The organism is Paraniabella ginsengisoli (genome assembly GCF_022513635.1).
Classification (GTDB): Bacteria; Bacteroidota; Bacteroidia; order Chitinophagales; family Chitinophagaceae; genus Niabella; species Niabella ginsengisoli.
Map to the genome: position 1 here is coordinate 201,950 of NZ_JAKWBL010000002.1, position 20,835 is coordinate 222,784.

Consider the following 20,835-nt stretch of genomic DNA (forward strand, 5'->3'; position numbering starts at 1 on the left):
GCATCTTCGGTCTTCATTCGTGATGTTTATTTATCAATGTGCGCGATGCTGCTGCGCCATGGGAAACCTTTGCCAGTTTCGCATAGAGATTACAAACTTTTAAGAAACATGGCCCATGTGTAATTATCTTCTCCAAACATTGGTGAATACGCTTCCATTTTTCATGTTGAAGCGTTAGCAGCATTCCTTCCTCTGATATTTTTTGTTGTATCTGATCCTGCGCTACAGGATGGTTTTTTAGTTTAATTCAGTATTCCGTTTAATTCGGTTAATATTACTGGCGTTCCATTTGTTACCAAAATAGTATGTTCATGTTGCGCCATGTAGCCACCATTGTTACCAACCATTGTCCATCCGTCGTTAAGTTCTGTAGCGTAAGTCGAGGATGTTGAAATAAAGGTTTCAATAGCAATAACCGAATTTTTTTAAATAGTCTTTGGTCAAATCTATTTTTATAATTAAGTAATTCTTCCGGATGTTCGTGTAAACTTCTTCCGATTCCATGGCCGCCAAGATTTTTAATTACCTTATAACCTCTTTTCTTAGCTTCGGTTTCTATCAAGTGACCGATGTCTGCAATTTTTACGCCTCCTTTAATATTATTAATTGCTTTTCGCAATATTTCTTTCGATGCTTCGACCAATTTTTGATGTTGATTAATATCTTTTCCAAGTACAAATGAAGCGCCATTATCTGCCCAAAAACCGTTTAGTTCTGCAGAAACATCAATATTTATTAAATCACCTTCTTTTAATATTTTTTGCTTGATGGAATGCCGTGACAAAACTCGTTATCAACACTGATACAAGTCCATCCGGGAAATCCGTATGTCAGATAAGGCGCTGATTTAGCTCTAAAATCTGATAAAACGCTTGCTCCATAATCATCCAATTCTTTTGTACTCATTCCAGGTTGAGCATATTGCATCATTTGTTTGAGTGTTTGTGCAACTGCTTTGCTTGCATTCTGCATTCCAACCAGTTCAGATTCTTTTGTTATTGACATAATTCATTTTTAGTAATAGTACGTTACTTTTATTATTCAAATTTATTACAAAAGCTGCAAAGAGTTGCAACTATTGATTCGTTGACCTGGATACTTTCACAAAGTAAATTATTAATTCCTGGCAATGTGTTACCAATGTTAAATTGGCAAATTACAATTGAGGTTTAGGTCAACTTTTAACATAAAAATATTTTCTATCACTTACTGCTAAGCTCTTCCGCAAGACCAATTAGAATGCCTTCAGCTCCTCTGATATAGCATAGTCGATATGAGTTTTCATACTGAACAATTTCTCCAACGAGTTGTGCGCCATTCTTGGTTAGCCTATTAACCATTTCGTCAATGTCTTCAACGGTAAACATTGCACGTAGATAACCGAGTGTGTTTACGGGTGCAGTACGGTGGTCTGATACGGTAGCAGGGGTGATGAATTTTGAAAGTTCAATTCGGCTATGTCCATCTGGTGTTACCATCATAGCGACTTCCACATGCTGAGAACCAAGTCCGGTAACTCTGCCGGCCCATTCTCCTTCTATTGTTCCTCTGCCTTCGAGCTTTAAGCCAATCTCTTCGAAAAATGAAATTGCATCATTCAGAGATTCTACAACGATGCCTACATTGTCCATTCTCAGTAATTTGTTTTTTGTCATTGTTTTATTATTTAGAGGTTCTTTCAAAATTTAATTTGGGCAATGCGCATTTTGTTTAGGTTGCCCATAACGGATGGGGCTTGCTACGGATTGGAAAATTATTATTTTCTGCTTCCGCAACTCGAATTTATTTTGTTGTTGAAATTAAGAGCTAAAATTGATATTTGTTTACCTGGGTGAAAACTAAAAGTTTACAACGAAAAAGTATTGCAATAAAGTCGAGTCTTACAAATCGTTAGCGGCGATGTCGTTCGGATGTTTGTTATTGTCCGAAGTCAGCGGGGAATCATTACAATATTTAGCTAACAAAAACATAGATTCGTGGATCCCCAACTTTGGTCAGTACAAAGCAGAAAGAGAAGGTTTTGTTTATAATAAAGAATAGAATCAATATGAGTGTACAAAACAAGGAGGGAACAAATCTGTCCTAACATTTAAAGGCACCAAAACAGACAGCAAGGGTTATCGTAAACACATATACCGCAGCAGTGAGAAGGATTGTAAGAACTGCCCGTTGAGAAAACAATGCTGTGGTAGTGTCACGAAGTTCAAGAAAATAGACGACAGCATCCACAAGCCTTTGTATGATGTAAGCTCCCCGTAAATCCGGCCAGAACAGTTAGAGTTAACACGGAACGAGTTTGTTAACTTTAAACTTTAAATACAATGAACAAGAGATTTACAGAGAGCCAGATAGTAGCAGCAATCAAGAAGCAGGAAGGCGGCATAGCAGTTAAAGACATTTGTCGTGAGATAGGAATAAGCGATGCGACTTTTTATAACTGGAAAGCAAAATATGGAGGAATGTCCGTGAGCGATGTAACCAGAATGCGCGAACTAGAAAAAGAAAATGCAGAGTTAAAGAAGATGTTTGCGGAGATGAGCCTGGAGAACCGGGCAATGAAAATTTTAATTGAAAAAAGTTCTAACGCCTCAGGAGAAAAGGGAAGCTGTTGATTGTTTATTAATAGATGGACAGCTAAGTAACCGCAAGGCGTGTAAACTGATAAGCATATCCCGAACAAGCTATCAGTATAAAGCAAAATCCAAAGACGACACAGATCTACAAATTGCGTTAACGGATTTGACTACCAAACATGTTGCCATAGGCTTTTGGCAATGCTGTTATCGGCTTTGGAATAAAGGCCATTGGTGGAATCATAAACGGATTTACCGAGTGTATACAGATATGAAACTAAATATACGCCGCAGAGCTAAACGTCGGCTTCCAGAATGAGTGAAGCAGCCGCTGGTTGTGCCCACAGCGCCGAATCAAGTATGGAGTATCGACTTCATGAATGATAGCCTTGCTGATGGGCGTAGGTATCGGTTGTTTAATGTTATAGACGATTTTAACAGAGAATCCTTAGCTATTGAAGTAGATACATCGCTACCCTCGTTGCGTGTGATAAGAGTATTGGAGAGGCTGATAAATCACAGAGGCGTACCGACAACTCTTCGTTGTGATAACGGGCCTGAATTTATATCTCACAAACTTGATCAATGGTGTAGGGAAAAAGGCAAAGAAATATCCTTGCAATTTATTCAGCCCGGCAAGCCGATGCAAAATGCTTTTATCGAAAGAAAAAACGGAAGTATAAGGCGCGAATTGCTGAACGCATACCTGTTTTATAGTTTGTCCGAAGTACGGGAAAAATGCGAAGAATGGAGGCTTGATTACAATACCGAACGACCTCACAAATCGCTGGGTTATCTTTCTCCCATCAAGTATCAGGAGATGAAGACATCAGCTTTATCCACACCGGCAAGCGGAAACCTTTTACATATTGAAGCGCAGCCGGTAGTGGATAAAGCGGTACAAAACGACAGATGTAATATATTTGAAAACTCTAACTGAACCCGGCACTAATATAAGGGGAGCTTACAATCCTTACCGTTAACTCTATGTTTTCTTTTGATGCTTTTGGTTTCCATACTGGGAAATCCGTATGATAATTTAATCTATGACGATTGCTTACAGGTCCTAAAACATTTAAAATTGCTCTTATGATGTTTGATTTGCCAGAATTATTTTTACCGCAAATAGCTGTATAAAAGTCTTCAAACTCGATGATACAGTTTTCAAAAGATCTGAAATTTTTTAAATGTATATCTTTAATTTTCAAGGGTCTCGTTTTTTATAATGCCACATAACGTTTTGGGTCTTTGCGTTCGGGCGGGATTTCTTGCACAAACGCTGAGCCTTTAACTGATGATAAATTTATAACAAAAAGCCCAAGTTTTGCACTTCAGCCCGCCTGACGCAAAATTCATGTTAGTGGCTGTTTTTCTTCTGTCAATAATATTCGTAATGTCCATATTGAAATTCTTGTGCTCGTCTAAGATAAAAATTGTCTGTGATTAGCTTGTCAAGTTCGTCAACTATTTTATTAAGTTTTTTAGTTCGTTCAATCTTTTCTTGTCCTAACGTATTGAAGTCAATTTTACTTTCGTCTTCTATGAGTTGTCGCAATGATTTGATGTAAAGTTTTTTTTGCTTTGTTATGTCGTATGTTTTGGAAATGTCGTCTTTGGTTTTTGGCAACAAGTAAATTGAATATTCTACATAACCTAAAATTCGTCTGCTTTGGTGTACAAAGTATGTTCCGCCATATTCAAAGTGTCCAAATAATGAATTGATGTTTGAGTAAATGTCTATGAGCTTTTGTCGTTGTTGGGCAAATTCTTTAACTCCATTTTTTTGTTTGAGAAAGTAAGCATACAAAACGTAATAATTGTCTTGCCCAACCTCACTTCCAAATTCTTCTTTGTCATTGTCGTTGAAATATGCTTGGTCTGGGTTGTCTGGATATTCTTCAAAAAATTTCGTGTGTTTATCTACAATGTTATTGAAGTCTGCTTTTGCATATTTCAGAGTGTCGCCAATTTCGGTTGCAATTAAAATGGTGTCTTGTTGTGTGTAGTATTTTGAGTTGTCAACCTTTGAGGTTTTGGTGTGTGTATTAGCAATAATTGTCTTGTCAACCTGTTTGGATTGATTGTTACAACTTAAAAGTCCAATCGTAATTGTCAGTATGTAAATTGTTTGTTTCACGGTCGTCTTAAAATAGCCACTAACGGTTCGGGTATTGCCGAAGGCGGTGATTTTTAGCACTAAAGCTCAATCGAAGAACGAAAGTTGAACCTTGCACAAATGTTTCATAGAAGCACTTCAGCCCCGCTTTTGGCAATACCGTGTTAGCACCTGTGCCTTTTTCATTAATCCGTGTCTTCATCTATTATTGCTTCTGGTTTATACTCTTCACAGAAAGTATAGAACTTTTCTGCTGTTTCTTTGTCCCACATAATCAAGCGTTCATTGTCTAGCAATCCAAGAATTTTTTATAAATGTTTTGTGTGTCGTCTGTAAGTGTAACTATTAAAATACAAGATGTCCTTGTAATAATGGTGTAAGAAAATTCAAAAACTTCTTTTTCAAATTCCAAAGGTATTCTTGTTGACCAAAGAACACATTCTTTTTCAAGTCCTTTTAAACTTAGGATTGTGTCTGTTTCGCAGGAAATACCTTTTTTAGTAATTTCTCTTAAAAGTTCAGTGTCTTTTTCAAGTATTGTGATTTTGCCAAGGTCGTATATTTTGTAATGGTTGAATACTTGCTTAACTTTTTCAGCTACTTCAAGAAACGTTTGTCCGTAAACAACAATAGGTCGAGAACCTGGTGGCGAACCTTTGTATGGCGTTATGTCTGTAACCCCCTCGTCATTACTAAATCTTTCAACAATAGCTTCTGAAAGTTTTTTAATACTCTCACTAATTCTTACGGGCAAACGATAAGAACCATCTAAACGATAAAATTGTCGTCTGCTCATTCTGTCATCTCTTGGAATTTTAGCAGCTGTCCCTAAATGAATTGATTGAGCTAAGTCGCCTGCAATTGTCAAATTGTTAGGGTCTTTAATCATTGAATAGAAAATTTCAAAGTCCGCTTCTGTGCAGTCTTGAAACTCATCAACTAAAATATAGTCGTAATTAAGTGGTAAACTGCCTGATTTAAGTTTTGAGTAAAAATATTGTCGCCTCAAAGTGAAACTTTGAATATTTTCGTTGTGCATTCTTTGAGCGTATGCAGTCAAGCATTTCCAAGCTAACTTTCTTCTGTCGCTATTTTTCTGTAATGAAGGATTATTGCCCCTTCCTTTTCGTGTTATGGTCAAATATGTGTCTTCGCCTTTTGTAATGCCAACTTGCAAACCATAAATAACTCGATGATATTCCTCAAATAAAAAGTCAGGATTTAAAATGTTATCGTATCTATCATTAAAAATCTTTTCTTCTTGTTTTACTTTTTGAATAATCTCACGCAACATTGTAAAATGCTGTTCGTGGCTTACAAGTCCGTTATACCTAATACCGCCAAGCATTTTGGGTAACATATCAAAATGCAACAGCCTTATGTTAGTGTGAGTAGAATTAGTAAAAGTAAAATGACTTGATTTGTCGTTGTAACCATAGAAATTTGTGTCATAGCGAATTTTGAATTTCGTGTTGTCAAGTAAATCTTTTAGCCATTCAGCTAATTTGCCAATAAGTCCTTTATTAAAAGTTGTTACAAGTATATTTAAGTCAGGCGAATATTCAGATTGGTCAACTATGTTTTTTATTTTTTCGGTAATGACAATACTTTTTCCGCAACCTGCGGGACCAACAATAATTGAAGGTGTTTCCGAATTTCTTGCGGCTCGTTTTTGTTTGTCATTTAATTTTACGTCTCTACGAACTGTTATTGGCGGATTGTAAATACCTAGTGAAGTAATAGTTTTAGTTCCGTATGAAAATGTCAATTCAGCAAGATGTTTATTAAGAATTACACCATAATGACTGCTGTCAGTCCAAAAGGATTGTCTTTGTAACTCACTAATGACAAATTTGTTGCCTAACGCTGTTCTTATTTCATTCATTTGGTTGAGATTTCCACGGAACAACAAATTTGCATCAGATACTATTTGAGAGTTAAATCCTAATTGGCGAAATTCATTAACCACAGAATTGACAAATGGAATTTTTTCGGACTGATTTGAAGTCAAAAGCAAAACAGTGTTTGGTTTATACTTGTTTACTAATGCCTTAAAATCATTTGCTATTTCTGTCTTGTTATCTGACGCGTCAAAAAGATAACTTGCAGCTAAAATCGGATTTGAGGTTTCTAAATCTCTTTCGTTGTTCCAAGAATTTACTTCATACTCAACAATGAAATTGTTGTCAATTTCTGGGTAAAGTTTTAAAAACTCTTTCCATAGATATTCCTTATTATAGCTAAGCATAAATGGACTTGTATCTATGTTTATTATGGTAATTCTTGGCGGTTTTTGCCCAAGTCGTTTTAAGCCTGCATAAATTAAACCTAAACCCCATTGAATAGCTCCTGCTCCTGCACCTAAATCAAAAACTTCAATGTGTTGTCCTTGCTGTTCTAAAATTTTATCACGGAAAAAGGAAAGAAAAGTATTTATTCTACGGGGTGATACCAAAGAGAATAAGCAAAAGCCGTGTTCGGTCTGTCATAACATAAATCTTTCCCTCTTACTAAATTATAGCTTTCAATATGACATAACTTTAAATCGTATGGGAAATTAGGCTCTGTTTTATGGTCGTGATAATATTGTTTTGCAGCGTTTGCAATTGCCTTGTCAATATTTTGTTGCTCGGCTATTAACCATTCAGTAAGTTTATTTTTCATCCGCAATTAAATTGGTGCAAATCCTTGTTTTCCTTCGCCCAACCAAGGAAGTTCTTTTTTAAATATGTCTACAACTTCTTTATACTTATCATTGCTCCAATTCATTTTTTTCATTTGCTCCAATGCAATTTCTCTAGTACTTGCAACAAATTTTCCTTTTTCGGGGTGGAATGGTTGAACAATAAATTTCTTTACGCCTGTGCTTAAAAGTTCTTCTGTGAATTTTTTTGCGTTATGGATTGGCAAAAGCGGTGTCATTGTAATACAAGTTTGTATTTCCGCTTCTGTAACTTCTTTGATTGCCTTTAAACGTAATTTATTTGATGGACAAAGCGGTTCAAAAGCTTTTCTTACGTCTTCGCTGTCGGTTGTTACGGTCATATTTACTTGTGCAATTTCAAATTGCTTTAACAAGTCAATATCTCTCGTAACATAAGGGCTTCTTGTCTGGATTACTAACCTTGGTTTATGATAATTCAAAAGCTCTTTTAAAATGCTTCTTGTTAATTCAAGTTCTTTTTCAATTGGCTGATATGGGTCTGTTACGCTACTTATGTAGATTGTTTTGTCAATGAGTGTTTTTTTCGCCACTTAATAAGTAGTTGTAATGCGTTTTCTTTTACCTTTAACCAGTTTCCCCAATTTTCTCTTTCGTCTGATGAACGAGCAAAAAATGCAGCATAACAATAGTTGCAACCGAAAGAACAGCCCGAATATGGATTTAAAGTATAGTCATATGCTTCCATAAACCCTTTGGCTTCTGTCAGAATACTTGCTGATTGAACATATTGAATGTCCGCTTGACCGATTTTCTTTTTTCGGTTTTCGCTTTGTTCATTTTCTATGTCGCTAAATAAGTCTAGTGTCATTTTTTATTACGGTGTATCTGTCTTTTGGCATTGGTGCTAACGGTTCGGGGCTTTGCGATGGTGGGGCAATCGAAGCACGAATCTTCAATTTTGCACAAAAGTTCAATCGAAGAACTAATGTTGAAATTTGCAGTTTCGCCCCACTATTGCAAAACCCTTGTTACAGGCTGCTTTATTCATTTTCAAAATTGTTAATTAGAGTTTCAGTAGCAATGTCATCTTCATTGTTAATTGCATTTCTTACATTTTCTAAAGAATAAATTGGCGATTCTCTTACCCCAATTCTTCTTCCTGCTTCGTCAAAATTCCAAAATTCAACTATTTGTATACCTCTTTTTCGAGGTTCCATAAATAATGAAAAATCCAAAGTGTATGCTTCATATCTTCCTGGTCTATTAGATGCTGCGGAAGTATCTGGTTCAATGATGTGTAATAACTTTCCATCCATTAATTGTAAAATAAGTTCGTGCAAATCCGCTTTACTTTGTGCTTCTTCTTGTGCCACTAAAAAACTCGTTCTCTTTTTGTCGTTTATACAGAACTTTAGAATATCTCTGAAAGCTTTTTCTATTGATTGTGCATCTGCACCAACGTCAACCCTTAAATCTTTCAGTTTATTTTGATACGAGAAGCTGCTCGCCGATTTCCAAACATTTGTGGGTGTTATATGGTTTCTGCCTTGGGATATCGCATTTTCTATAGCATCAACCAAAATGGTCAAAAAGTCTCTTGGAACACCTCCCGAAGCAATTACTAATTTTTCTAATGCTTGAGGATTAAACAAGTCAATTGCTGGATTATTTAACCCAACTTTTTCTCCTAATGAGTTCAATAAGTTTGAAAGGAATTGCGTAGGTGCAGTAAGATTTTCCAAAGTTCTATCTAAATTAATTGGCTCAATATCTTGATTTAATACAACACCTATTGTTTGTTCATCATTACGTACTAAAGTTGTTCGATGCTTTACTGTTCCTATCTTTAGATACATTTCAGTTCCTCGTACCAAACGATGAAGGTAATCTATAACATCGGGTTGCCTTTCCTTCTTTATAAGATAAAAATCGTCTAATAGAATATAAATAGTTTGTAAATTTCTTTTTCCAATTCTTCTTGTAAAGCTTTCTTATAGTCTGATAAATACCTTTCTAAAGTGTCTAATTTGCTTTCTTGAAATTCACTCAGTTTCCCAAGTGAATTAGTTCTTCCATATGAGCCTGAAAGAAATCCCTTTTCGCCTTTTGCTGAATAGTTCGTTGACTGATTTTCTTCTTGTTTAACTTGTCTATTTTCAGCTTGGTCTAGAATTCTTCTGAGACTTTTTATATTTTTATTAATCTTGGAATTAGTATAGATGATTTTTTGCCACCAATTTCTTGATGATACAATTTTTTCCATTATTGACAGTAATAACCTTGTCAGAATATCGGGATAACCAAGTCTTTTGATTTCGTCAGCCTCAATATAAATTTCCAAAGAATCCGCGTCAGAAACTGTATTCTTGAAATGAACAAGTAAACAAGATTTTCCCGAACCCCTTCTACCAAAAATAATTTGATGTTGTTTTGCTTTTAAGCGTTCAAGATTGTCAGAGAAATCTATATAAATGGGATTATGATTTGGTCGAACTCTAAAAGAATCTTTTATAAGATTAATTAATTTCTTTACTTCTGGACTATTTATCATTGGATTAGGTCTTTTAAAGTTGCCTGTAACGAACAGGTATTTGCGATGAGGCAGAAATTCATGTTCGTCTGTTCAGTTTTGTACTAAAGATAAATATAAGTTCCGAAGTTGAGCGCATGTTGTCCAGCCGCCTTATTGCAAATACCCGGTTAGCGGCATGTGCCTTTTGTCGTCGTTTCTGTGTCTTTGTCTGCCGAGATCCTTTTCCGAAGCGGATTTGAAGCCGTCAAAAGTCAATTGTATTAAAAGTAAAAGCGGTTGATGTCAATGTCCGATAAAACCTTTTCTCCAAAATTGTCGTTTGTGTTTGTCGCCCGAAACCTTTACGCATAAATCGTTTGAACGTTTTGTGTTTTGTCTGCTTTAAAGATATTGTCCAAGTTGCAACGAAAAAAAGTCCTTCTGTAAAGTCGGGTCTTGCTAATCGTTGCGGTTGTGTCGTCCGATTGTTCGTTATTGTCCGCCGATTGATAAAATTGTTTTCTGTGTCAAACCCATAAGAGTTGAACGATTGTCCACCGATAAAGCCTTTGTCATTTGAATGAAAACCGATAATGAAGTTTGATTTTTGAATTGTCCGAAGTCTGCCGTGGACGGTCGTTCAATTCTTAAAAGTCTTGTGATTGAAGTCGCTTTATTTGTCTGTCGATGTTAGCGAAACAGTCGGATGGCATTGCCGCTAACGATCAGGTATTTGCGATGAGGCGGTCATTCATGTTCATCTGTTCAGTTTTGTACTAAAGTTACATAGAAATTCTGAAGATGAGTTTTGTTCGTCAGCCGCCTTATTGCAAATACCCTGTTGCCTGCTGCCCTTTTGCTATTTCGTTTCATAGAGTCATTATTTCTTCGTCTTTTTAGCTGTCGAAATGAGTTTTAATGAGTTGATGTAGTCTGTGTCAAACTCAATAATTCTTATATTGTCAGTTCTAAATTTTATTTCTCCTTTCCATTTCCCGTTTGGTTGTAGGTTGTCCAATATAAGTTCTCTTTTGTCAATTGATTTAAGTTGTCCTAAATAACAAGAGGTTTCTGATTTTGTATAAACTTGAAAAATGCCAAAATTGTCGGTTAGGTACTTTAAAATAACGCCAAGGTTACTCAGTGGAATGATATCTTTGTCAGTTGGTTGAAGTCCTTTAAGGTTAATTACTTTTTCTTTCCATTTTTCGTCAGAGTTTCTACTAAAACCTTCAATGTTGTTGTGTCGGAATATAACGTAGCCGTCAATTATGTAGTCAACAGGATTATATTTCATTAAAGTCCAGTCATCATTGTAGTCAACAACATAACCATAAATTGGTGTTTTTCTATCTTTGAATTTTACAGAAACTAATTGTCCGATATATTTTTTCTTCTTCACTTAGGTTGTTGTTTTGGCGTCTGTTAGGGTTGCAGGCAACGGTTTGGGGCTTTGCGTTCGGGCGGGATTTTATGCACGAACGTTGAGCCTTTAACTAATGCTAAATTTATAACAAAAAGTTGAGTTTTGCACTTCAGCCCGCCTGACGCAAAACCCGTGTTAGCTGCTGCTTTTTTTCTTCAATCATTCTGTCTACCAAAATCTCCACCATTCTTTTTTGTTGTCAGTTGTCTTTTGACTTTTTATTCTCTCATATAGTTTGTCAAACTGTTCAGCAAGTTTTATGTATTCGTCAGCCCAACCATTCGATAAAGATATTTCTTGATAAGTTGAAGTTGGAGCAAATTCCATATTTAGTTTGTCCAAAGTTTCAAAGTCACAAAAATTAATTTTTTCAATGTCAGCATTTAGGTCAATCAAGAATTCTTTTCCGTTGTCATAACCTGCCCAGACTGTATCTGTCTCATTAGTTGTCCAACTCTTAATGGTTTCTAAAATATCTTTTACTTTTTGGAAGTCATTATAAAATGGAATTTTGTCTACAAACAATTTATAAGTTTCAGCATCTGATTTTTCATATAAGTCGATCAAAGTTCTTTTCGTGTATTCATATGAAGTTTGTCGTTTAGAAATAAGTTCTATGTCTTGGAGTTTATTTGAAATTAATGTCCAAATGCTATCTAAGTTGTCTCCAAAAACAGCTTTTTCTGTTGGTCTGTTATTTCTACAAATTCCGTCAATGTCGCCACCATACGTATTGTAAATTTTCAGTTTCTCTATGTCTAAACGGTCTGTTGTCATAAAGTTGCAGCTAACGGTTCGGGTATTTGCGATGGTGCGGCAATTGTATTCCGTCAGCTGAGTTTTGTACTAAAGTTAAATAGAATTACCGAAGTTGAGTATTTAACGTCAAGCCGCACTATTGCAAATACCCTGTTAGCTGTGGTTAAATTTTGTCCGATTACTTAACTCTAAAAACATTTTTTCAACTATTTCAAAGATAGATGTCAATTCTCCTTTTTCAATATTTATTTGTCCTTCTAAATACCTTGCCTTTGCTCTAATATTTGAAAGCTTATTAAATGCTTCACGCCTTTCTGTTTCAAAGTCGTTTTGTGAGTTTTTAAATCTTTTATTGAATTCTGATTTAATTGTACTATGATTTGTTCTACCAAGTACGCTTTTATTTGTCTCAAGAAATAGATTTGTTTTTGCTAATAGTTCGATTGTACTAAAAGCATTGTCCAAAAAAGCATATAGCAAATTCTTTTCCAATGAATATTTACTTACTTCTAAAAACTCTTTTGCTACAGCTAGATGTTCGTTACTTAGTTGTTTGTTATATTGAAAGTCAAATGTAAGCTGATAGCCGTCTTTAAAAAGAATTAAAGTAGAATGTCCGCAATTTAAAAATTCTGTTTCGTTCAATTTAACGTGTTCAACTTCGTCAATATTTGCCCAAAAGTTCGGAGAAGAAGTGTCTACTCCTTTCTTAACTTTAACTTCTGCTGAAACTTCTTCGTTAAGTCTGACAATATGCGGTCGTCCGTCTGGAAAAAATATAGCTTGGGCAGCTATTAGCATAAAATTTTCAGGTAAAGTATTCAGTTGTTTCCGTCTTTCAATTTCTGGATTAAAAAATAAATCCATATTATTCTTGTAGACGTTGTTTGCAAATTCAGAATTGTCAGTTTGGGTAGTGTCCATATTAATCACAACGATCAGGTATTTGCGATGAGGCGGTCATTCATGTTCTGTCGTTGAGTTTTGTACTAAAGTTAAATAAGGTCCGAAGTTGAGCCTATGTTGTTCAGCCCCCTTATTGCAAATACACCGTTGTGCGTTCGCTTTTTTGTCCGCCGATAAAAAAGGGGCTAAAATTTTACTTTATCTCTATTACAATAAAACCTTGCCAGTCCAACAATACAACTTTCTTGATATGTTCCTTTATATATTGGGCTGTATGTTGTGTCACCCGATTTGCTGATCTGTCTTGTCATAACAGGTGCGTCTTCGTATTCAATTTTGTAAACCTTGTCAGTTCGTTTGCATTTTGGGCAAATTGTTTTACTGAATGAGTTTCTCTGATGTTGACCAGGAACGTAAAATGTCATTTCTGGTGTGTCGCTTTCAAAAGTTGTTACAGATGAAAGTAGTAATGTGTCAATACCCAACCCTGTACAATAAAAGTCAAATGATTTTTCATTCTTTGGCGTGAATGTTATAGTAAAATTGCCTTTGTCGTCTGTCAATGTCTTTGCCAAAATTTTATTGTCACCTTTTGCGAACACAACAATACCTTGAATATAAGTTGAGGTGTTTTTCGGATTTTTCTTTAAGTGTCCTGTTATTGTAACAGGCAAGCTAAATTGTCCGAACGCTAAGAGTAGAGTCGCAGCGAAAATTGTCAATATGTAAGTTATTAAACGCAATGTTTATTTAAAGTGACGCACAACGATCAGGTATTTGCGATGAGGCGGAAATTCATGTTCGTCAGTTCAGTTTTGTACCAAAGATAAATAGAAATCCGAAGTTGAGCATTTAGTGTCCAGCCGCCTTATTGCAAATACCCTGTTGTGCGTTCGCCTTATTGTCAGACGAGTTGCAAATATTGTTTTTCAATCGTCACATTAAAATGAATGTCTGCTTTTAATGCTTTGAAGACTTTCAGTACAGTGTCAATTGTCGCACTGTTCGCACTGCTTTCTAATTTTGAGATTTGTGCTTTTTGCACGCCAACAAGTTCGCCTAATTGTTCTTGTGTCAATTTGCGTTCCTGTCTTGCAGTTTTTATCATTCTACCTAAAATGTCCATACGAAGCTCGTATTCATATTGGTCTCTGTCTTTTGTGCCTTTTTTGCCGATGTATTTATCTTTCATTTCGGCAAGTGAGTATGATTTTATTGCTGTCTTTGACATAATGTTATTTTTTAAGTTTGCCTTCAAAATATTTTTTCCGAATGTTAACTGCTCTTTCAATTTCATTTAAAGGAACTTTGTCAACCTTTTTTATGAAACCGTGTGTTGCAAAAACTAATGTTTCGGTTTCGTTGTCTTTGTCCCAAAACGCAAGTAGCCTAATTTGTACGCCGCCGAACTTTGTTCTAAATTCCCAAATGTCTTTTTGAAGTTTCTTAAAAAGTTTCGGGTCATTGCTTTGTTCGGCAAGGTCAATATTGTAGAACACTTTCTTTGCAGCTTTTGAGTCAAGTCCTGCAATGAATTTGTCTGCTTCTTCTAAAAACCGTGTCTGAAAGTATTGCAATTAAAAGTGTTTTTGCAAAGATAACACAAGTTTCTAAAATTAGAAACTTTATTTTAAGCTGTTATTTGAGAGGCTGGTCGTGGAAGGTGACGCACAACGAACAGGTATTTGCGATGAGGAGGAAATCCATGTTCATCCGTTCAGTTTTGAATCAAAGTTAAATAGAAGTTCTGAAGATCAGCATTTGTTCATCAGCCCGCCTTATTGCAAATACCCGGTTGGCGGCATGTGCCTTTGTCGTCGCTGCTGCGTCTGTGTCCGTCAAAACCTTTCCGAAGAGGGTTTTAAGCCCGTAAAAGCAATTATCTAAATGGCGAAAATTGTCCAACGTGTATGTTTTTGTCAGGTTGAATGTTTCTTTGATAAGAAATGTATAAAAGTTGTCGTTTGTGTTTGTCGCCCGAAATCTTTACGCACAAAACGTTTGAGCGTTTTCTGTTTTTGTCTGCTTTAAAAACTGTGTCCAAGTTGCAACGAAAAAGTCTTGCCGTAAAGTCGAGTCTTGCAAAATCGTTGCGGTGGTGTCGTCCGATTGTTCGTTATTGTCTGTCGATTGATAAAATTGTTTTCCGTGTCAAACCCGTAAGAGTTGAACGATTGTCCACCGATAAAGTATTTTTCACCCAAATGAAAATTGGTAATGAAGTGTGATTTTTGAATTGTCCGAAGCTCGCCGTGGACGGTCGTTCAAGTCTTAAAAGTCTTGTGATTGAAGTCGCCTTTATCTGTCTGCCGATGTTAGCGAAACAGTCGGATGGCATTGCCGCCAACGGTTTTCGGCTTGGCGATGTGGCGGATTTTTAGCACAAAAGTTCAATAGAAATACTGCTGTTGAACCTTGCACAAATGTTTCATAGAAGCACTTCAGCCGCCATATTGCCAAACCGATGTTAGCGGTAGTTTTTCTGTCCATTAAATAATGTTTTTAAATATAATAAAAATGGAAAAGTCAGGAATACAAGCCAAATCATTGTATGTCTTGGTAATAATTGAAATTTATAATTTAACCAATAAACCGCCCCAGTAAATAATATACAAAATAAAGATTGTCCAATATTTACTTGTTCGTTCGAGTATCTGTCAATGTGGCCTTTCTTGTTTTCTTTAAGGTCTTTTTATAATCACCATTTTTACTTGGCAAAAACGCAGCAAGTAGCATATAGTTCTGCATTATATAAACGGCTGAAACTCCCATTAAAAAATATTGAAGACTAATGTAAAGTCCGTCTGAAAAATATGAACTTTCAATGTCTGCATTACTGAATACACGAATAATATTGTCAATTGCAAACGCAAACATTATAATAGTGCTCCAAATACTTAGAGTTAATCTGTTTGTTCTTGAAAGGTGTAAATGTGTCAATGCGTTAACTATTGAAAAGACCGAAAGTAGCAAACCAATTGTCATTAAAGAAATTGAAAACCAATTATGATAATTGGTAAATCCATAGTCAATAGCCCAATAGATTAATGAAATTGATAGTAATAAAGTAATTCCTTCAGTAAGCTTTGCGTTACCTTGTCCTTATATGCTATTCCAAAAAATAGAGCGAAAATAAAAATGAAGAAATATGGCCACATCTCAATATGGTTTTCAAAATTGTAAATTCGCTCACGTTTTCCTGGTAAGAAACTTAAGAAACTAAATAAGTAAGTTCCGACAAAAATTCCAGCTACTGTTTTCCAACTGCCAGAAACTCTAATACTTTCAAAAAGAAGTCCAGCAAATAATGCAATTAAACTAATTGAAAATAATTTTCTGTTACTTATTGAAGCTCGATAGCCAATATAAACTGTCAAGGCAATTCCTAATACACCTGCAATAATTAAATATGGTGTCAGGCTTAGTCCAGCTGATTTTCGTTTTGGTTTTTTTGTTTTGGTTGTCAATTTCAATTTTCCGGTGTAGTTTAAAATTACCGCTAACGAACAGGTATTTGCGATGAGGCGGAAATACTTGCTCATCTGTTCAGTTTTGTACCGAAGATAAATAGAAGTTCCGAAGTTGAGCATTTGTTGTCCAGCCGCCTTATTGCAAATACCATGTTGTGCGTAGTTATTCTCATTGTCTTTTTAGTTCATTAAATGTTTTTGTCTGCTCGTCAAAAATGTAAATTATAGGTTTGCAGTAAAAACAGTCGTCATAAAAAAGCCACTCGTGTCAGGTGGGTTTACTATTAACATTCTGCTGTTAACTCGAAAGTCATAACCTACTGAAGCGCTTGGGGAGTCATAAACTTTCCCCGTTTTTCTGTCAATAAGTAAGCTGCTTTGACAAGGAGAACCACAACCCCAATACACAAATGAATAATGTCCTGCAAAATTAGCTGTGTCGGCACTAAAACCTTCTCTTAATCTTGTCCGAAAGTTACTTGCGCCTTTATTTGATTTTAGGTCAAGGTCAGCATACTTTTTATGGTCAATCGCATTTATTTCAAAATCGTCAAAACCGATGTATGGTTCAAATTTTACTAAAGCATAAGAGATTTTGTCTTTGTCAATAGTTGTGTCGCCGTACAGTTTTAAATTTTCAGTTTCGTGAATTAGGTTAATTCCCTGGCGAGAATTTTTTGTCTGCGTGTTTGTCAAACTGTCTTGCCCAATAATTTGCGTATTTTCGGTCGTTACTGTTTTACCATTGTCTTTACAGGACAAAGTCAAAATGGTCAAGGTCAATATGGCGATTGCTGTCTTCATATAATTACGCACAACGATCAGGTATTTGCGATGAGGCGGTCATACATGTTCGCCTGTTGAGTTTTGTACCAAATTTAAATAGAAGTTTCGAAGTTGAGCATTTGTTCGTCAGCCGCCTTATTGCAAATACCATGTTGGCAGTAGTTTTTTTATTGTTTCTTTTAATTGTCCTAATATTAATTTCCGTAAAAGCCATAGTCCAAATATAGTTGTCAATAAAGAAATAATCCCTACGATTATAAAACCTGTCCCAGCAACCTCATTTCTTCGGTCATTATAAAAGTCTGTTGTCTTTTTGAAATTTGGTTGTTGATTATTATTTGCTATTAGAAAATCACTTTCAGTTTTATATTTTTCAAAGTCTTTTTTGTTAAGTCGTAAAAAAGTAAACACTATCATAAGTTTTTCCTAAAACATTATTTTCTGTTTGTTGAATAAATTCAATACTCTCTATAAGTGTTTTGTTGTCATCGTCTAAATATGACTGTTCAGGTAAGTCTATAAATGTCAATTTGCAATTGTCTTTAATTGGAACATACCAACAATCTCCAATTCCTATGTCAACACTTTTAATTTCTGAAACTATAATTGAGCCAAACAGTCCTAAAAAATACAATGAATAAAATCCAATAAATGGTGCAAGACCTGCAAATAATATTTTTCGTTTTCGTTTTTCTTCTTTGGATAAAAGTCGAGTTAATACCGTCCACACTAACGCAATTATGGCACTTAATAAAAAAATTGCTACAAAGTGTATAAGTATTACAAATCCAAATCCCATTTATTTTTGTCTTGATATGTTCGTTCTGTCTGGTGTGTCTAGGTAAAATTACTGCCAACGATCAGGTATTTGCGATGAGGCGGTCATTCATGTTCATCTGTTCGGTTTTGAACCAAAGATAAATAGAAATCCGAAGTTGAGCCTATGTTGTCCAGCCGCCTTATTGCAAATACCCCGTTAGCAGCTGCCGTTCTCATCGTTCGCTTATTATGTCAAATGGTGTCTCAAATGAACCTTTACTTTTTATAAATTCTTTTTCTACTTCCGTTAGTTCGTTTGTCCCAAGTCCAATGTCTTCCCATGCTTTTCCGTCTTGCCGTTTAAGCGCAAATTCAATTGCTTCAATTTGGGGTTTTTTGTTTAACCCTAACATTGTTAAGTCCATAAATTGTCCTGGCTTAATTTCTCCTTTTTTTATTTGTCCAACTATAAAAAATTGCCTGCCTGTTATTTGAAAGGCGTATTCAAGTTTAAATTGTCCAACGATTAAGTCGTGCCAATTATTTCCACAATGTTTGCATTGTCTTGCGTACGGTGTTCTTGCAAGTTTGTTGCATTTTGGGCAGTTGTTTAAGAATACATTGTCACTATTTTGGTTTATTATTCTGTTTGCAACATTCAATTCAAAGTTGTCATAACCATCTTTAAGCAAGTCAAGAACTGATTGATCAGAAGTTAACCAACCTTTATCTCTATAAATTTTTGTCATGCTGTCAGAAGTTGAATGTTCAAGTTTATAAGTTGATGTAGTATGTTTAATAGCCATTCTTTCCGCACTAGTCAATAAGTTACTGAAATAGTTAATAATATATTTCGCTGTTTCGTTATCCACGGAATGTTTGTTACGGTTGCTGCTAACGTCGGGGTATTTGCGATGAGGCGGAAATCCATGTTCGTCTGTTCAGTTGTGCACTAAAGATAAATAGAAAATCTGAAGATGAGTTTTGTTCGTCAGCCGCCTTATCGCAAATACCCTGTTGCAGGCATGTGCCTTGTTCGTCGTTGCTGCGTCTATGTCTGCCGAAACCCTTGTTCAAAGCGAGTTTGAAGTCAACAAAAGCCAATTGTCTTAAAAATAGAATTTTTTCAGCACGCAAGTTTTTTGGCGACTGAAATTGTCTAATGAAAATATTTTCTAAAAATAATCGCTGGTTTGTAGGCTGAAATAGTTGTCTGTAAAACGTTTGACGAGTTTTTATTATAGGTCTGCTCTGAAAAATTGTGTCAAGGTTTGCCGCGAAAAAGTCCTGCGTTGAATTTTCGTCTTGCAAATCGTTGCGGTGATGTCGTCCGACTGTTTGTTGGTGTCTACGGATTGATAGAATTGTTTTCCGTGTCAAACCCCTAAGAGTTGAACTACTGTCCACCGAAGCAGCAGTCAAATGTCAAAGCGGAAGTTGATAATGAAGTTGAAGTTTGGAGTTGTCCGAAGTCCAGCGTGGGCAGTCGTTCAAGTATTTAAAGTTCGTTATTGAATTCGGGCTATCCGTCTGTTGATGTTGGCAGAGTGGTCGGATGGCATTGCCTGCAACGTTTCGGTATTTGCGATGAGGCGAAAATCCTTATTCGTCAGCCGAGTTTTGCACTAAGATAAATAGAAATCCGAAGTTGAGCATCTGTTGTCCAGCCGCCTTATTGCAAATACCATGTTACCTGCTGTTATTGTTTTTATTAGTCATTTCGTTTCAAGTATTCAGTCGGCACATTGTCAGTCAACCAAACACCATTGTCTGAAATGAAAAACTGAAAACTGTCATTATACATCTTTTCAGCTAGTACTTTAAATACAAAAGGTTTTCCGTGTCTTTGTCCAACCTTAACTGCTGTTTCAATATCGCTACTCAAATGAACGTGTTGTCTGCTTCGTTTTTCAAGTCCAGCTTCATTTATTGATTGAACTAATTTTTCGCTTGTTCCGTGATATAGAAATTCAGGCGGTTTTTGGTTCATACAGCCTAACTCTATCTCTATTGAATGTCCTTGACTTGCTCTTATTTTGTCAAGCGTTTCATTAAAAGCAAATCTTTTCTTTGGATTTGTTGCAACAATGTGGCTAAGCGTTTCTCGGTCGAACTTTATTCCGTTGTTGTTTGCTTTATCGATTAATTCTTTAATGTCAGTCCAGCCATTTTGGTCAAGTTGAATGCCAATTGTTTCAGGTTGGTGTCTTAATACCAAACTTAAAAATTTGCTTATATGTGTCAGTTGCTTCTCGCTTGTCATATTATTTACAATAACTCATTAAATACTTTTTAATTTGATTTCTGTCAGTTAAGTCTATTAACTCCGAACTGTTCCAATCAATTAATACCAATTCACAACTTTCGCCTAATTCATAAAGTGATTCTAAAATTTTAGTGAAATGGTAATTTGAAGTAATAAGAGAAGTTGAAATCCAAATATTATTTATAAACTCGTCATTGCAGTCATAAAAGAAATTGAAACAAGGCAAAACAAATGCGTTTGAAGTAGTTTTTGAGCAGTCGATTATTGTATATCCATCGTATCGAATTTTCGTTGCTTTTTCAAACCCCTTTTCAATAAGTAATTTATCAAAGTAATCAGTTCTTAACTCTTCATATATGGTTGGAAACGGTAAACCTTCTCTTATGAAAATATCTGTAAACCCATATTCGGTTCTCGTCTTTTCTGTAAACTCGTCAATTTGCTTTATAGATTTTTCAATGTGCTCAATATTTTTTCTTGGAACAATTTCAATTTGACAATAGTCGTCTTCCCAAAATGAAGGCAAATTTTCGTCTTCAATTTTAGGATTTGTGTTTCGTCTTAATATTTTGTCAAATAGTCCCATTGTTTGTTTTG

25 protein-coding genes and 1 pseudogene are annotated in these 20,835 nt (G+C 35.5%); 1 reads left to right on the forward strand and 25 read right to left on the reverse strand.

Annotation, left to right across the window (positions count from 1 at the left end; all coding sequences use genetic code 11):
• Positions 1 to 292: 292 nt before the first annotated feature.
• The 3 genes from MKP09_RS12190 to MKP09_RS12200 form a co-directional block, all read right to left on the reverse strand.
• Positions 293 to 784, reverse strand: a complete 492-nt coding sequence (locus MKP09_RS12190) for a M24 family metallopeptidase (protein WP_240830279.1) — start codon at positions 782 to 784, stop codon at positions 293 to 295.
• On the reverse strand, positions 751 to 1,005 hold the full coding sequence (locus MKP09_RS12195) for a M24 family metallopeptidase (RefSeq protein ID WP_240830280.1): 255 nt from the start codon (positions 1,003 to 1,005) through the stop codon (positions 751 to 753). Before MKP09_RS12195 ends, MKP09_RS12190 begins: the two co-directional genes overlap by 34 nt.
• Before the next feature lie 197 nt (positions 1,006 to 1,202).
• Entirely contained in the window at positions 1,203 to 1,655 is a 453-nt protein-coding gene (locus MKP09_RS12200; RefSeq protein WP_240830281.1) for a VOC family protein, read from the reverse strand.
• Positions 1,656 to 2,321: 666 nt separating this feature from the next.
• Here MKP09_RS12200 and MKP09_RS12205 point away from each other — a divergent pair.
• Positions 2,322 to 3,396 (forward strand): annotated as a pseudogene (locus tag MKP09_RS12205) (IS3 family transposase); the annotation flags it as partial.
• Positions 3,397 to 3,505: 109 nt separating this feature from the next.
• Here the strand turns inward: MKP09_RS12205 and MKP09_RS12210 are convergent.
• The 22 genes from MKP09_RS12210 to MKP09_RS12315 all read right to left on the reverse strand — a co-directional run bounded on the left by MKP09_RS12210 (position 3,506) and on the right by MKP09_RS12315 (position 20,824).
• Positions 3,506 to 3,781 (reverse strand): AAA family ATPase, encoded by a 276-nt coding sequence (locus MKP09_RS12210; protein WP_240830282.1) that lies wholly within the window; start codon positions 3,779 to 3,781, stop codon positions 3,506 to 3,508.
• A 170-nt stretch (positions 3,782 to 3,951) separates the two neighbouring features.
• Complete coding sequence (locus tag MKP09_RS12215) at positions 3,952 to 4,710, reverse strand: hypothetical protein (RefSeq protein WP_240830283.1); 759 nt, start codon at positions 4,708 to 4,710, stop codon at positions 3,952 to 3,954.
• A gap of 268 nt (positions 4,711 to 4,978) precedes the next feature.
• Positions 4,979 to 7,144 carry a UvrD-helicase domain-containing protein gene (locus tag MKP09_RS12220; RefSeq protein ID WP_240830284.1) on the reverse strand — a complete coding sequence of 722 codons (2,166 nt, stop codon included), beginning with the start codon at positions 7,142 to 7,144 and terminating at the stop codon, positions 4,979 to 4,981.
• Positions 7,123 to 7,353 (reverse strand): hypothetical protein, encoded by a 231-nt coding sequence (locus MKP09_RS12225; RefSeq protein WP_240830285.1) that lies wholly within the window; start codon positions 7,351 to 7,353, stop codon positions 7,123 to 7,125. The genes MKP09_RS12220 and MKP09_RS12225 overlap by 22 nt, the downstream gene beginning before the upstream one ends.
• A gap of 6 nt (positions 7,354 to 7,359) precedes the next feature.
• On the reverse strand, positions 7,360 to 7,944 hold the full coding sequence (locus tag MKP09_RS12230) for an SPL family radical SAM protein (protein ID WP_240830286.1): 585 nt from the start codon (positions 7,942 to 7,944) through the stop codon (positions 7,360 to 7,362).
• The gene (locus tag MKP09_RS12235) at positions 7,905 to 8,222 is read right to left on the reverse strand and encodes a radical SAM family protein (protein ID WP_240830287.1); all 318 of its coding nucleotides are present in this window, start codon (positions 8,220 to 8,222) and stop codon (positions 7,905 to 7,907) included. Before MKP09_RS12235 ends, MKP09_RS12230 begins: the two co-directional genes overlap by 40 nt.
• Before the next feature lie 172 nt (positions 8,223 to 8,394).
• A complete protein-coding gene (locus tag MKP09_RS12240; RefSeq protein WP_240830288.1) occupies positions 8,395 to 9,210 on the reverse strand; it encodes a hypothetical protein in 816 nt (271 codons plus the stop codon).
• A 77-nt stretch (positions 9,211 to 9,287) separates the two neighbouring features.
• Positions 9,288 to 9,905, reverse strand: coding sequence for a hypothetical protein (locus tag MKP09_RS12245; RefSeq protein ID WP_240830289.1), 618 nt, complete (start codon positions 9,903 to 9,905; stop codon positions 9,288 to 9,290).
• An 841-nt stretch (positions 9,906 to 10,746) separates the two neighbouring features.
• Positions 10,747 to 11,268, reverse strand: a complete 522-nt coding sequence (locus MKP09_RS12250) for a hypothetical protein (RefSeq protein WP_240830290.1) — start codon at positions 11,266 to 11,268, stop codon at positions 10,747 to 10,749.
• A gap of 192 nt (positions 11,269 to 11,460) precedes the next feature.
• Entirely contained in the window at positions 11,461 to 12,069 is a 609-nt protein-coding gene (locus MKP09_RS12255) for a hypothetical protein (RefSeq protein WP_240830291.1), read from the reverse strand.
• Positions 12,070 to 12,204: 135 nt separating this feature from the next.
• A complete protein-coding gene (locus MKP09_RS12260) occupies positions 12,205 to 12,918 on the reverse strand; it encodes a hypothetical protein (RefSeq protein WP_240830292.1) in 714 nt (237 codons plus the stop codon).
• 224 nt (positions 12,919 to 13,142) lie between these two features.
• Positions 13,143 to 13,532, reverse strand: coding sequence for a hypothetical protein (locus MKP09_RS12265; protein ID WP_240830293.1), 390 nt, complete (start codon positions 13,530 to 13,532; stop codon positions 13,143 to 13,145).
• 329 nt (positions 13,533 to 13,861) lie between these two features.
• Complete coding sequence (locus MKP09_RS12270; protein ID WP_240830294.1) at positions 13,862 to 14,188, reverse strand: helix-turn-helix domain-containing protein; 327 nt, start codon at positions 14,186 to 14,188, stop codon at positions 13,862 to 13,864.
• A 4-nt stretch (positions 14,189 to 14,192) separates the two neighbouring features.
• The gene (locus MKP09_RS12275) at positions 14,193 to 14,534 is read right to left on the reverse strand and encodes a type II toxin-antitoxin system RelE/ParE family toxin (RefSeq protein WP_240830295.1); all 342 of its coding nucleotides are present in this window, start codon (positions 14,532 to 14,534) and stop codon (positions 14,193 to 14,195) included.
• Between the two features lie 157 nt (positions 14,535 to 14,691).
• Positions 14,692 to 14,862 (reverse strand): hypothetical protein, encoded by a 171-nt coding sequence (locus MKP09_RS12280; RefSeq protein ID WP_240830296.1) that lies wholly within the window; start codon positions 14,860 to 14,862, stop codon positions 14,692 to 14,694.
• 1,139 nt (positions 14,863 to 16,001) lie between these two features.
• On the reverse strand, positions 16,002 to 16,499 hold the full coding sequence (locus MKP09_RS12285) for a hypothetical protein (protein ID WP_240830297.1): 498 nt from the start codon (positions 16,497 to 16,499) through the stop codon (positions 16,002 to 16,004).
• A 150-nt stretch (positions 16,500 to 16,649) separates the two neighbouring features.
• Positions 16,650 to 17,231: a hypothetical protein gene (locus tag MKP09_RS12290; RefSeq protein WP_240830298.1), complete on the reverse strand. Its 582-nt coding sequence runs from the start codon at positions 17,229 to 17,231 to the stop codon at positions 16,650 to 16,652.
• Between the two features lie 117 nt (positions 17,232 to 17,348).
• Complete coding sequence (locus tag MKP09_RS12295) at positions 17,349 to 17,624, reverse strand: hypothetical protein (protein ID WP_240830299.1); 276 nt, start codon at positions 17,622 to 17,624, stop codon at positions 17,349 to 17,351.
• Entirely contained in the window at positions 17,602 to 18,012 is a 411-nt protein-coding gene (locus tag MKP09_RS12300) for a hypothetical protein (RefSeq protein WP_240830300.1), read from the reverse strand. Before MKP09_RS12300 ends, MKP09_RS12295 begins: the two co-directional genes overlap by 23 nt.
• 193 nt (positions 18,013 to 18,205) lie before the next feature.
• Positions 18,206 to 18,844, reverse strand: coding sequence for a hypothetical protein (locus tag MKP09_RS12305; protein ID WP_240830301.1), 639 nt, complete (start codon positions 18,842 to 18,844; stop codon positions 18,206 to 18,208).
• A gap of 839 nt (positions 18,845 to 19,683) precedes the next feature.
• Entirely contained in the window at positions 19,684 to 20,235 is a 552-nt protein-coding gene (locus MKP09_RS12310) for an RNA 2'-phosphotransferase (RefSeq protein WP_262915346.1), read from the reverse strand.
• A gap of 1 nt (position 20,236) precedes the next feature.
• Complete coding sequence (locus MKP09_RS12315; RefSeq protein ID WP_240830303.1) at positions 20,237 to 20,824, reverse strand: hypothetical protein; 588 nt, start codon at positions 20,822 to 20,824, stop codon at positions 20,237 to 20,239.
• Positions 20,825 to 20,835 lie beyond the last annotated feature (11 nt).